This is a genomic window from Streptomyces sp. NPDC088747, from assembly GCF_044751025.1.
Lineage (GTDB): Bacteria > Actinomycetota > Actinomycetes > Streptomycetales > Streptomycetaceae > Streptomyces.
Genome location: NZ_JBIVKZ010000006.1, coordinates 1 through 12,500, shown reverse-complemented (window position 1 = coordinate 12,500; position 12,500 = coordinate 1). Strand labels below are relative to the sequence as shown.

The following is a 12,500-nucleotide window of genomic DNA, read 5'->3' as shown; positions in this document are numbered from 1 at the left end:
GAACCCCTGACCAACCCCCGTACTCCCCTCTCGATCCGCTCGACCTCCACCGACCGTCGGCCATCCCCGACGACCCCCCGCCCTCTCCCAACCGTCCCTCGGCCCGCACCTGCCCGTTCCCGGCACTCAGCCGCCCCTCCACGCCCATGAGCGGCCCGTCCGGCACCGGGAGGCGCGCGCACCCCAGTCCCGCCCGCACAGCCCCGGCCAGAGCCCCGCCGAGGGGCCCCGCGAGCGGCAGCACACCCCGCTCCTTGTGGGCCAGGAGAACCGCCCGCACCTCGTCCCCGTACGGAACCGCCGCGTGCACCACAGGCAGCCCGGCCGGCTCCGGCACCGGTCGCACCCGGCTCGGTGCGGCCCCTGTCAGGGCGGCACGGCACTCGGAACAGAGCACCGTGCGAGGCCTCCCGCAGCCTCCGCACTCGGCCGGCAGCACCAGATCGGTGAGGTCCTGCCACCACCCCCGCATGCCCACCACTGTGCCAAGGCACGGGCAACCCTGCCAGGCCTGTGGATAACTCCCTGTGGACAACTCGCGGCACGGTCGGCCGACGGCTGTGGAGAACCTGCGGCGCCGTCGACCGGCGGCTGTCAGCAACCCGCCGCCCCGTGGACCGACGGCTGTCGACAACCCGCGGCCCCGTGGGCCCGGCGGCTGTGGGCACCCCGCGCAGCCGTCGGCCGACGCGACGGAGGAGCGACCAGGTCCACCGACCCCGCCGCTCCTCCGACCTCGTACAACACCCGCCCGCAGAGGGCGGCGTTAGCCGGGATAGACCGGCGCCGTCCCGTCCTTGACGACCGTCTGCCACTGTTCCCCGGACGACAGCCGCACGATCCCGTCCTCCTCCGAGTGCGCCACCAGCGGCAGCCGCTCGTCCTCGGACGCGGCGATCTCCTTCACGCCGGTCAGTGCCGACGGCGCCGTGCCCACCGGAGTGGAGCCGTCGACCTGGACGTACGCCATCTGCTGGACGCCGCCCTCCTCGCGCCCGACGACCACCAGCCGGCTGTCCCCGGCCCACGACATGGCGGTGACCTCCTCCAGCTGCGGTGCCGCGGCGCGCAGTTCGAGGATGGAGACCACGGGCCGCTCGCCGGCCTTGATGTCGCGCTCGATCCGGCCGATCTGCAACGAGCTCTTGCCGTCCTTCTCGATGATCAGCGCGATCCGCACCCCGTCGGCGGCCACCCGCACCGCCTCGATACGCCCGTCGAGACCCGGCGCCGAGACCACCAGCGGTTCGCCCGCACCCTTCTCCAGAAGGAGCAGCCGGGGCTTCTTCGGATCACGGTCGGCCACCCACAGGTCGCCCCGGCCGTCCCAACTGGGCGTCGTCAGCCGGTCCTGGGCGGTCTTGCCCTCGCTGCGCAGCACCGCCTCCCCGAGGGAGCTGCCCGACACCAGCGACCCGACGAACAGCGAACCCCCGTCGGTGGAGACCCCCGCCGCGACATCCTCTTTCCGGGACACGGCGGCCGACCGCAGCTTCGTGTCGCCCTGGCCCAGTGCGCCGGGTACCGCCTCGGGCTGCTTGTCACCGTTGCCACTGGGCATCCGGACCAGGCGCTGCTTGCCGTCGATGAAGTACTGGTAGTCGGGGAGTTGTCCGGTGCCGTGCGAGGCGACGGTCTCGGCCCGGCCCTCGGTCAGCGCGCACAGCTGCGAACCGTCCGACTTCTGGAGCTCCACCTCGTCCACACCCGTGGGCGTCAGATCCTCCAGCGTGAAGAGGAGTTGGGCCGCCATCCGGGTGCACTGGGCCTGTCCGACCCGGTCGGCCCTGCTGTTCAGCGGAACCGTGACCCTGTTGTGGTCGTCGGGCGACAGGGACTTGACGCCCTTCCTCAACGCCGTGCCGGACGGGAAACTCGACGTCACCACCGGGTCCAGCCAGCTCGTGGGCCCCTTCAGGAGCGTGCGGACCATCTCCGTCATCGGATCCACCTCCCCGCGCACATAGACCGGATCGGCGACCGTCACACGCTGCCCGCCCGACCCGGAGGACCCGTTCGAAGCGAAGTAGTACTTGTTGACGGAGTCGTAGTTGCGCTCGAAGTCGGACTTCCCCATCACCACACCCTGGGGCAGCCCGTCGATGCGCCACTGCCTGTCCTTCTGCCGCGTGAGGTGCACGGCCTCGGTGTAGGCGCCGGCTTCGGGCGCGTACGCGTGCTGCGCGTCCACCGTGGCGACCTTGCTGCCGCTCAGCTGGTAGAGGAAGTCGTCGGCGGCGCCTTCCCTGCTGCCCGAGTGCACCAGTTCGGTGTTCGGGCCGTCCGCGAGGACCTTCGTGGACCGGTAGGGGTCCCACGTCTTGCGGGTGCCCGCCGCCAGGTACAGGCGCGCCGTCGCGTACTGCGGGTCGTCGCTGGTCAGCGCCTCCAGGAAGCCCCGTACGATCTCCGCCGGCTGGGCGTCCTCCCGGGGCGGCATCGCGAAGACCCGCACCTGCGAGTCCGCGCGCGGCGTGGACTCCACGTCACGCAGGTCACCGCTGTCGGGCATCGAGGCGCACCCGGCCAGTACCAGTGCGCCGCAGCCGACGTACGCGGCCAGCCGCACCGGACGCCGTCGACCGCCTCTCGCCTCGCGGTCAGCGCCCACGGAATGCCTCCCCTTGTTCCAGCTCCTCCGACTTTTCACCGGCCGGGTCGCGCTCCCGCGCGGCCCGCTCCCCCTTCGGGGCAGGTGTGTCGTCGGGTCGTCGCGCGCCCCCGGTGGGCCGCGGCACCACGCGCGCGCCGTTGCCCGGCAGCGCCGTCGGGTCGGCCGTGGGCGAGGTCCCGCCCAGCCGCGGACCCATGGCCGGCCGCGGCGGCGTACTCCCGCCCGAAGGCTGCTGTACCGGCACCGTCGCGAGCTTGCCGCTGCCGTCGAGCGGCAGACCGGCCTCGTTGAGTCCACGGTTGCGCCGCGAGTCCTTGGGCTCCAGCGGTATCGGCGAGCCGCGCAGCGGTTCGTCCGCGGTCCGCGGCAGCGTGAGCCGGAACTGCGAGCCGCCTCCCGGCTCGCCCCACGCCTGCAGCCAGCCGCCGTGCAACCGGGCGTCCTCCAGGGCGATGGACAGCCCGAGCCCCGTTCCGCCGGTCGTACGAGCGCGTGCCGGGTCCGCCCGCCAGAAGCGGCTGAAGACCCGGGTCGCCTCACCGGGCTTGAGGCCGACCCCGTAGTCGCGCACCGCGACGGCGACGGCCCCGCCCGCCACGGCGAGTTTGACCAGTACGTCCTTGCCGTCGCCGTGCTCCACGGCGTTGACGACGAGGTTGCGCAGCACCCGCTCCACGCGCCGGGCGTCCGCCTCGGCGATCACCGGCTGCTGGTCGCCGAGGACGCGTATGTGCGTGCCCTTGCGCTCGGCGAGCGGCTCGGCGCCGCTGACCACCCGTCGTACGACCACGCGCAGGTCTATCGGCTCGGCCTCCAGCGCCGCCGCGCCCGCGTCGAAGCGGCTGATCTCCAGCAGGTCCGCGAGCAGCCCCTCGAACCGGTCGAGCTGGTCGGCGAGCAGTTCGGCGGACCTGGCGGTCATCGGATCGAAGTCCACGCGCGCGTCGTGGATGACGTCGGCCGCCATCCGTACGGTCGTCAGCGGCGTACGCAGCTCGTGCGAGACGTCGGAGACGAACCGCCGCTGCATCCGCGACAGCTCCTCCAGCTGCTGGATCTTCAGCTGGAGGTTCTGCGCCATCTTGTTGAAGGCCTCGCCGAGCCGCGCGATGTCGTCCTCGCCGGTGACCTTCATACGTTCCTGGAGGCGCCCGGCGGACAGCCGCTCGGCGATGCCCGCGGCCATCCGTACGGGCGTGACGACCTGACGCACCACGAGCCAGGCGATGGCCCCCAGCAGCACCACGACGAACAGCCCCGCCGTCGCGAGCGTGCCCTTGACCAGGCTCAGCGACTTCTCCTCCTGCGTCAGCGGGAAGAGGTAGTAGAGCTGGTACGTGTCGTTGTTGGGGTCGTTGACCTGCTTGCCGATGACGAGCGCGGGCTGGGGGTCCTTGGAGTCCTTGTAGACGACCCTCGTGTAGCTCTGGGCCGCGACCATGCTGCCGTCGACCCGGTTGCGGAGCTCCTCCGGGACGCTCAGCGTCGGGTCGACGTTGCCGGACGAGCGCGGGCCGAGTCCGGCGCCGCCGTCACCGGCCGCCGAGGAGCTGAGCGTCACGACGTCGAAGGCACCCTGGCCGCCGCTGGAGAGGGACACCACGAGGTCGCTCATCCACTGGCTGACGTTCTTGGAGGGCCGGCCGTCCGGACCCGAGGTGTCGGCCCCGTTCGCCGTCGCCGCCGAGTCTGCGTTCTGCTTGGCCACCGAGAATCCGCCGGTGGCCTGGCTCTGCGAGGCTTTCACCTTGGCGTCCAGCAGGCCGTTGCGCACCTGCCCGATGACGACGAAGCCGAGCAGCAGCACCACACCGAGCGACATCAGCAGCGTGGTGACGACGATCTTGAGCTGGATGTTGCGCCGCCACAGCCGCATCACCGGCAGCAGCGGACGGCGCACCCAGCGCATGAACAGCCGAAGGACCGGGCTGCCCTGGACCCCGCCCTGGAGCAGCCCGCCCTCGACGAACCGCATCCAGCGGGAGCCCGTCACCTTCTGGCCGACAGGCCGCCCCGAGCGGACCCCCGGCTCGCCGGGCGCCGAAGCGGCACTGTCCCGGGACACGTCAGCTCGGTCCGGCCTTGTAACCGACACCTCGGACGGTCACCACGATCTCCGGCCGCTCGGGGTCCTTCTCGACCTTGGAGCGCAGCCGCTGGACATGGACGTTGACCAGCCGGGTGTCCGCCGCGTGCCGGTAGCCCCAGACCTGCTCCAGGAGCACCTCACGCGTGAACACCTGCCACGGCTTGCGGGCCAGCGCCACCAGCAGATCGAACTCCAGCGGCGTCAGCGCGATGGACAGCCCGTCCCGCTTCACAGAGTGACCGGCCACGTCGATCACAAGATCACCTATGGCCAGCTGCTCCGGCGCCGGCTCCTCGGACCGACGCAGCCGCGCCCTGATCCGCGCCACCAGCTCCTTCGGCTTGAACGGCTTCACGATGTAGTCGTCCGCCCCGGACTCGAGGCCCACCACGACATCGACGGTGTCGCTCTTCGCCGTGAGCATCACGATCGGCACCCCGGACTCCGCCCTGATCAGGCGGCACACCTCGATACCGTCCCGGCCGGGAAGCATCAGGTCCAGGAGCACCAGATCGGGCTTGCTCTCACGGAAAGCGGCCAGCGCCTTGTCGCCGTCGGCTACGAAAGACGGCTCAAAACCTTCACCACGCAACACAATGCCGAGCATCTCGGCCAGTGCGGTGTCGTCATCGACGACAAGGACTCGTCCCTTCATAAACGACATCATCCCATTAACTAAATCGTTACCTGGCGTGACCTGTCACACAGCTCGGCTAGCGCCTCGGCTGTCACGGGCGAAACAACGCCCTCTTCGGTCACGATCGCCGTCACCAACTCGGGCGGCGTCACATCGAACGCGGGGTTGTACGCCTGGGTCCCCAGGGGTGCCACCGCTATCCCGCCTCCCGCTTCCACACCCGCCACCGGCACCTGCGGTGCTGTGATCTCCGTCACTTCATGACTGGGGCGCTGCTCGACCTCGATGGATGCCCCGTCCGGGGTGTCCAGATCCACCGTCGTCACCGGCGCCACCACGATGAACGGCACGTGGTGGTACCTGGCCAGCACCGCGAGCGGATAGCTCCCCACCTTGTTCGCCACCGAACCGTCGGCCGCGATCCGGTCGGCGCCGATCAGTACCGCGTCCACCTCTCCCGCCGAGAACAGCGAGCCGGCCGCGTTGTCCGTGAGCAAGGTGTACGCCATTCCGTTGCGCGCCGCCTCGTACGCCGTCAGGCGAGCACCCTGCAGCAACGGCCGCGTTTCGTCCACCCACAGCCTGCGCAGCTGCCCCACCCGGTGTGCCTCAAGGGCCACCGCGAACGCCGTGCCCTCCCCTCCGGAGACCAGCGCCCCGGTGTTGCAGTGCGTCAGAATCCGGTGCCCTCCGCCGGGCAGCAGCTCGTCGAGCAGGGCCAGTCCGTGCCTGGCCATCCGCGCGCTGGCCTCGGCGTCTTCCCGGTGCAGCGCCCGCGCCGCGGCTAGCGCGGCCCCGGCGGCCAGCTCCTGGTCACCACCGCCCGAGAGCGCCGCGGTGTACGCGGACAGCGCCCTGCGCACCCCGACCGCGAGGTTCACCGCGGTGGGCCGGGCCCCTGCCAGGGACCGGGCGGCATCGTCCACGTCGAAGCCGCGTACGGCCGCGAGCGCGACGCCGTACGCCCCCGCGATACCGAGCAGCGGCGCTCCGCGCACGGCGAGCGTGTGGATCGCCTCCACCAGCGCGGGCGCGTCCGTGCACACCAGCTCGACTTCCTCGGCCGGCAGTCTCGTCTGGTCGAGAAGCACCAGGACGGGACCTTCGGGGGGCTCCTCCCAGCGGATCACGGGTATGTCCGTCGGCCCGCTGTCCTCGCGGGTTTGCGCGTACTGATCAGCCATCCGCCCAGTCTGCCCCGTACCCGGCAGACAATTGAAGGTGTACAGCTCATACGACCGCCGGTCCCCAGTCCTACGACCGCTGGTCCCCAGCCGCGGACACCGTGGCACGATGGCTGCCAACCTGCCGCCGCGCCCGCGGACGGGCACCGTGAAGGAGCGACGATGAACGACACTCCGGGCTGGGCCTCGCCCGGATCTGCCCCCTCCGACGGGCAGGGGCCGGACACCTCCGGTGCCGCGCAGCCGTCGGACCAGGGCGGCACGGAGCAGCCCGGTACCCCTTCGAAGTGGTCCAAGGAGCAGCTCCCGCCCGGCCAGTGGTCCGCTCCCGGCCCGCAGGACGCGGCGCCCGGACAGGCGCCGCCACCTCCGCCCGGCCCGGGCTGGGGCGGTCAGCAGCCCGGCGGCCCGGGCGGCTACGGCGGCCCCGGGGGCTACGGCGGTCAAGGCGGCGGATACCCCGGCTGGGGCGGCGGCCCCGGTGGCCCCAGCGGATGGGGCGGCAACTGGGGCGGCCCGCCGCCCGCGGCGAAGCCCGGCGTGATCCCGCTCCGGCCGCTCGGCATCGGCGAGATCCTCGACGGCGCCGTCTCCACGATGCGCACCTACTGGCGCACCGTCCTGGGCATCTCGCTGACCGTCGCGGTCGTCACGGAGATCGCGATCATCCTGTTCCAGGGCTTCGTCCTGGACGACAGCTCCACCGCGGACACCCTCAACGACTCCACCGCCACCGCCAGTGAGGTCGGCAGCGCCCTGGGGACCACCCTGCTGAGCTCGGGCGCCGTCCTGTTCATCACGCTGCTCGGCACCATCGTCGCGACGGCCCTGCTCACGACCGTCACCAGCCGCGCGGTGCTCGGCAAGCCGGTGACGACCGCCGAAGCCTGGCGGGACGCGCGCCCCCAACTGCTGAAACTGATCGGCCTGACCGTCCTGCTGCCGCTCATCGCCGTCGTGATCGTCGCCCTCGGCACCGTGCCGGGAGTCGTCGTCGGACTGGCCGCCTCGGGCGACGCGGGCATCGCGCTCGCCGTCATCGGCGGACTGGGCGCGGGCGTCGTCGCCATCTGGCTGATGACCCGCTTCTCGCTCGCCTCTCCCGCCCTGATGCTGGAGAAACAGAGCGTCTTCAAGTCGATGAGCCGCTCCGCGAAGCTCGTACGCGGTTCCTGGTGGCGTGTGTTCGGCATCCAGCTGCTCGCCACGATCATCGCCAACATCATGGCGTCGATCATCGTCATCCCGTTCGCCTTCCTCGCCGGCGCCGTGAGCGGCGACGGCGTCACCGGCTTCCTCGACAGCGACGGCGGCTCCCTGGGCTGGACGTTCCTCATCGTCAGCGGGATCGGCTCGGTGATCGGATCGATGCTCACCTTCCCGATCACGGCAGGCGTCACCGTGCTCCTGTACATCGACCAGCGCATCCGGCGTGAGGCCCTCGACCTCGACCTGGCCCGCGCCGCCGGCGTCCAGGACTACGGAACCGGCGCCGCCGGCACCACCCCGGGGAGCTGACGGGGTGGGCCTGGCGGGGGGAGTTCTCACAGCGGTACCGGCACTGCCGCGCGGTGGCTTCACAGCCGTCCTGGCCGCGCGTCCCACCGGCGACGAACCGCCGGTGACGATCCCGCGCGACCCCGCGCGGGAGGCGGCCGAACGCGAGCTGTCCAAGCCGATGTACCACGAGAACGATCCCAGCCTGGCCCAGCGCGCCCTCGACGCCTTCTGGGACTGGGTGGACAAGCTGTTCAACGCCGCCTCGGGCGCGACTCCCGGCGGAGCGCTCGGACTTGTCGTCATCGTGCTGGCCGTACTGGCGGTCCTCGGCGCGCTGTGGTGGCGCCTGGGCACTCCGCACCGCGCCCCCACCACGGCCCCCGCGCTCTTCGACGACCGCCCCCGCAGTGCCGCCGAACACCGCGCGGCGGCCGAGGCACATGCCGCCCAGGGCCACTGGAACCAGGCCGTCCAGGAACGCATGCGCGCCATCGTCCGGTCCCTGGAGGAGCGCGCCCTCCTCGATCCGCGCCCCGGCCGCACCGCGGACGAGGCAGCCGCCGAGGCCGCCCGCACCCTGCCCTCCCACGGAGACCGACTGCGCGCCGCGGCACGGGACTTCGACGATGTCACGTACGGAGGCCGGGCCGCGCACCGACGCACGTACGACCGCCTCACCGAGCTCGACCGCGACCTGACACGCGCGAAACCCATGCTCTCCGACAGCACCCGAAGCACACCCCACAACACCGGCCAGGGGGCCGCCCGATGACCGAGGCCACCCTCCGGCCGACCTCGGCCCACACCTCGGCATCCCCGACCGCCCGCCAACTGTGGAGGCGCGGCCGCGGCGTCGTCCTCGCGCTCGTGCTCCTCCTGGCGGCAGCCGTCGCGATCGCCGCCGTCCGGTCCAACGCCGAGCACGGCCGCCTCGACCCCCGCTCCGCCGACCCGTCCGGCAGCCGGGCCGTGGCCGAACTCCTCGCCGACCAGGGCGTGTCCACCCGGCTGGTCAGCACCCTGGCCGAGGCCCGCGCCGCGGCCGGCCCCGACACGACCCTCCTGGTGGCCGCCCCGGACCTGCTGACCGGCCGACAGCAGACCGCCCTGCGCGCGAGTACCGAGAACTCCGGCGGCCGGACGATCCTGATCTCCCCGACCTCCCCCTCCCTTGGCACCCTCGCCCCGGAGCTCACAGCCGACCCGGTGACCAGCTTCGACTCGAAGCTCTCCCCGGACTGCGACCTGCCCGCCGCCCGGCGCGCGGGGAACGCCGACACGGGCGGCATCCGCTACAGCACCGCCGACCCCGCCGTCGACGCATGCTACCCCGGCGACGGCCTGCCCACCCTGCTGCGCATCCCCGCCTCCGAGGGGGACGGCGACACCGTCGTACTCGGCGCGCCCGACATCCTCTACAACTCCCGCCTCGACGAGCACGGCAACGCCTCGCTCGCCCTTCAACTGCTCGGTTCCCGTCCCCATGTGGTCTGGTACCTCCCCTCGCTCGCCGATACCTCGGCCACCGACGCGGGCGACCGCAGTTTCTTCGACCTGCTCCCCTCGGGCTGGCTCTGGGGCACCCTCCAGCTCTTCTTCGCGGCAGGCCTGGCCGCCCTCTGGAGGGCACGCCGACTGGGCCCCCTCGTGCCCGAACGCCTCCCCGTCGCGATCCGCGCCTCCGAAACCGTCGAAGGCCGCGCCCGCCTCTACCGCAAGGCCAACGCCCGCGACCGCGCGGCCGACGCCCTGCGCTCCACCACCCGCACTCGCCTCGCCCCCCTCGTCGGCGTCCCCGTCACCCAGGCGCACACGCCCGAGTCCCTGCTTCCCGCCCTGTCCGCCCAGCTCCACGGCCGACGCGACGGACAGGCCCTGCACTCCCTCCTCTTCGGGCCGCCGCCCCGCGACGACGCAGCCCTCATCGCCCTCGCCGACCAACTCGACGCCCTCGCAAGAGAGGTACGCCATTCATGATGGACCCGACCACTGACAACGCCGGGAACACCGGGGACCAGGGCAGCGCCCGCGCATCCCTGGAGGCCCTGCGCGCCGAGATCGCCAAAGCCGTGGTCGGCCAGGACCCCGCAGTGACCGGCCTCGTCGTCGCCCTCCTGTGCCGCGGACACGTCCTCCTCGAAGGTGTCCCCGGCGTCGCGAAAACACTGCTCGTCCGGGCCCTGGCGTCCGCACTGGAACTCGACACCAAACGCGTCCAGTTCACCCCCGACCTGATGCCGAGCGACATCACCGGCTCCCTCGTCTACGACGCCCGCACCGCGGAGTTCTCCTTCCAGCCGGGCCCGGTCTTCACGAACCTGCTTCTCGCCGACGAGATCAACCGCACCCCTCCCAAGACCCAGTCCTCCCTGCTGGAGGCCATGGAGGAGCGCCAGGTGACGGTCGACGGCACCCCGCGCCCGCTCCCCGAGCCGTTCCTGGTCGCCGCGACCCAGAACCCGGTCGAGTACGAGGGCACCTACCCCCTCCCCGAAGCCCAACTGGACCGTTTCCTCCTCAAGCTGACGATCCCTCTCCCGTCGCGCCAGGACGAGATCAGCGTCCTCACCCGGCACGCCGAGGGCTTCAACCCGCGCGACCTGCGCGCCGCCGGCGTACGCCCCGTCGCGGGCCCCGCGGACCTGGAAGCCGCCCGCGCCGCGGTCGCCAAGACATCCGTCTCCCCCGAAATCACCGGCTACGTGGTGGACATCTGCCGCGCCACCCGCGACTCCCCGTCCCTCAGCCTCGGCGTCTCACCGCGCGGCGCGACGGCCCTCCTCGCCACCGCCCGCGCCTGGGCCTGGCTGACGGGCCGCGACTACGTCATCCCCGACGACGTGAAGGCCCTCGCCCTCCCCACCCTCCGCCACCGGATCCAACTCCGCCCCGAGGCCGAGATGGAGGGCGTGACCGCCGACTCCGTCATCAACGCGATCCTCGCCCACGTCCCCGTCCCCCGCTGATGGCACTCACCGGACGCGCCGCCCTCGTGGCGGCCCTCGGCTCACTCCCCGTCGGCATCTGGGAACCGAGCTGGACGGGCATCCTCGCCGTCAACGTCCCGCTGGCCCTGGCCTGTGCCTGCGACGCGGCCCTCGCCGCGCCCGTACGCCGCCTCGGCCTGACCCGCTCGGGCGACACCTCGGTACGCCTCGGCGAACCCGCGGACGTGACCCTCACCGTCACCAACCCGTCCGGCCGCCCCCTCCGCGCCCGGCTCCGCGACGCCTGGCCCCCGAGCAGCTGGGAACCCGGCACCGAAGTAGCCGCCTCCCGCCACCGCTTGACGGTCCCGCCGGGCGAACGCCGACGCGTGACCACCCGCCTACGCCCCACCCGCCGAGGCGACCGCAGGTCCGACCGTGTGACCATCCGCTCGTACGGCCCCCTCGGCCTCTTCGCCCGCCAAGGCAACCACGAAGTCCCCTGGGCCGTACGAGTCCTGCCGCCCTTCACCAGCCGCAAGCACCTCCCCTCCAGGCTGGCCCGGCTCCGCGAACTCGACGGCCGCACCAGCGTGCTGACCCGCGGCGAGGGCACGGAGTTCGACAGCCTCCGCGAGTACGTCCCCGGTGACGACACCCGTTCCATCGACTGGCGCGCCACAGCCCGACAGACCACGGTCGCCGTACGCACCTGGCGCCCCGAACGCGACCGCCACATCCTTCTCGTCCTGGACACGGGCCGTACCTCGGCGGGCCGCGTCGACGACGCCCCGCGCCTCGACGCCTCCATGGACGCGGCCCTGCTCCTCGCCGCCCTGGCCTCCCGGGCCGGCGACCGCGTCGACCTCCTCGCGTACGACCGCCGGGTACGTGCCCTGGTCCAGGGCCGGGCAGCAGGCGAACTCCTCCCGTCCTTGGTCAACGCGATGGCACTCCTGGAACCGGAGCTCGTCGAGCTGGACGCCCGCGGCCTCACCGCCACAGCACTCCGTACGGCCCCACGCCGCTCGCTGATCGTGCTGCTGACCAGCCTGGACGCGGCCCCCATCGAAGAAGGCCTGCTTCCCGTACTCTCCGGTCTCACCCAACGCCACACGGTCCTCGTGGCCGCGGTGGCGGATCCCCACATCGCCCGCATGGCAGCGGCCCGAGGCACCACTGAGGCCGTGTACGAGGCGGCAGCGGCGGCACAGGCCCAGACAGAGCGTCATCGCACGGCCGAAAAGCTCCAACGCCACGGAGTCATCGTCGTCGACGCCACCCCGGAGAACCTGGCACCGGCTCTGGCGGACGCATACCTGGCACTGAAAGCAGCCGGCCGACTGTAAGCGACCACAAAAGAGAAAAGGGGGGCTCTCCAGTTTCAAGAAAGACCCCCTTAAACGCAGAAAACCCCCGTACCGTTTCCCGGTACAGGGGTTTTCTCCAAAATAAGTTCGGCGGCGTCCTACTCTCCCACAGGGTCCCCCCTGCAGTACCATCGGCGCTATGAGGCTTAGCTTCCGGGTTCGGAATGTAACCGGGCGTT

Annotated in this window: 9 protein-coding genes and 1 rRNA gene; 5 read left to right on the top strand and 5 right to left on the bottom strand. The window is 72.0% G+C overall.

Translation table 11 applies throughout. The annotated features are described in order from the left end of the window. Window positions 1-766: 766 nt before the first annotated feature. Genes ACIP79_RS15790 through mtnA form a run of 4 tightly spaced genes read right to left on the bottom strand, consistent with a single transcriptional unit; the run spans window position 767 to window position 6,524 of the window. Entirely contained in the window at window positions 767-2,611 is a 1,845-nt protein-coding gene (locus tag ACIP79_RS15790) for an LpqB family beta-propeller domain-containing protein (protein ID WP_401223465.1), read from the bottom strand. Beyond that, window positions 2,601-4,679, bottom strand: a complete 2,079-nt coding sequence (mtrB, locus tag ACIP79_RS15785; RefSeq protein WP_401223463.1) for an MtrAB system histidine kinase MtrB — start codon at window positions 4,677-4,679, stop codon at window positions 2,601-2,603. Before mtrB ends, ACIP79_RS15790 begins: the two co-directional genes overlap by 11 nt. A 1-nt stretch (window position 4,680) precedes the next feature. Beyond that, on the bottom strand, window positions 4,681-5,370 hold the full coding sequence (gene mtrA / locus ACIP79_RS15780; protein WP_199820881.1) for a two-component system response regulator MtrA: 690 nt from the start codon (window positions 5,368-5,370) through the stop codon (window positions 4,681-4,683). Between the two features lie 8 nt (window positions 5,371-5,378). Continuing rightward, complete coding sequence (gene mtnA / locus ACIP79_RS15775) at window positions 5,379-6,524, bottom strand: S-methyl-5-thioribose-1-phosphate isomerase (RefSeq protein ID WP_401223460.1); 1,146 nt, start codon at window positions 6,522-6,524, stop codon at window positions 5,379-5,381. 162 nt (window positions 6,525-6,686) lie between these two features. On the opposite strand from mtnA, the gene ACIP79_RS15770 reads away from it, so the two are divergent. The 5 genes from ACIP79_RS15770 to ACIP79_RS15750 are packed head-to-tail and all read left to right on the top strand — an operon-like array spanning window position 6,687 to window position 12,300. Continuing rightward, on the top strand, window positions 6,687-8,042 hold the full coding sequence (locus ACIP79_RS15770) for a glycerophosphoryl diester phosphodiesterase membrane domain-containing protein (RefSeq protein WP_401223459.1): 1,356 nt from the start codon (window positions 6,687-6,689) through the stop codon (window positions 8,040-8,042). Window positions 8,043-8,046: 4 nt separating this feature from the next. Continuing rightward, a complete protein-coding gene (locus ACIP79_RS15765; RefSeq protein WP_401223457.1) occupies window positions 8,047-8,796 on the top strand; it encodes a DUF4129 domain-containing protein in 750 nt (249 codons plus the stop codon). After that, entirely contained in the window at window positions 8,793-10,001 is a 1,209-nt protein-coding gene (locus tag ACIP79_RS15760; RefSeq protein WP_401223455.1) for a DUF4350 domain-containing protein, read from the top strand. Before ACIP79_RS15765 ends, ACIP79_RS15760 begins: the two co-directional genes overlap by 4 nt. Further along, window positions 10,001-10,990, top strand: coding sequence for an AAA family ATPase (locus ACIP79_RS15755; RefSeq protein WP_383681989.1), 990 nt, complete (start codon window positions 10,001-10,003; stop codon window positions 10,988-10,990). Before ACIP79_RS15760 ends, ACIP79_RS15755 begins: the two co-directional genes overlap by 1 nt. Then, window positions 10,990-12,300 (top strand): DUF58 domain-containing protein, encoded by a 1,311-nt coding sequence (locus ACIP79_RS15750; protein WP_401223454.1) that lies wholly within the window; start codon window positions 10,990-10,992, stop codon window positions 12,298-12,300. The genes ACIP79_RS15755 and ACIP79_RS15750 overlap by 1 nt, the downstream gene beginning before the upstream one ends. A 106-nt stretch (window positions 12,301-12,406) precedes the next feature. On the opposite strand, the gene rrf is transcribed toward ACIP79_RS15750, so the two are convergent. After that, window positions 12,407-12,500, bottom strand: a 5S ribosomal RNA gene (gene rrf / locus ACIP79_RS15745); the annotation flags it as partial.